Consider the following 277-nt stretch of genomic DNA (forward strand, 5'->3'; position numbering starts at 1 on the left):
CGGCGGGCGCAGCGCAGGCGCCGTGGGCCATCCTCCACGGCGCCTGCGGGTCCGGTCAGCCCTTCAGCGCCCCCGCCGCGATGTTCGCGATGAAGTGCCTCGAGCCGATGATGAACACCCCGATGAGCGGGAACACGCTGATCACCGCGCCGGCCATCACCGAGCCGAGGTCGGTCGCGTTCACCGAGCTGAGCGAGGCGAGTGCCACCTGGAGCGTCTGCCCCTTCGGGTCGATCAGCACGATCAACGGCCACACGTAGTCGTTCCACGCCGTGAT

The 277-nt window shown here is 69.3% G+C and carries 1 pseudogene; it reads right to left on the reverse strand.

What is annotated here, in order from left to right:
* Window positions 1-55 precede the first annotated feature (55 nt).
* Window positions 56-277 (reverse strand): annotated as a pseudogene (locus BIV01_RS12950) (carbohydrate ABC transporter permease); the annotation flags it as partial.

It is taken from the genome of Curtobacterium sp. MCBA15_013 (genome assembly GCF_001865095.1).
GTDB lineage: Bacteria > Actinomycetota > Actinomycetes > Actinomycetales > Microbacteriaceae > Curtobacterium.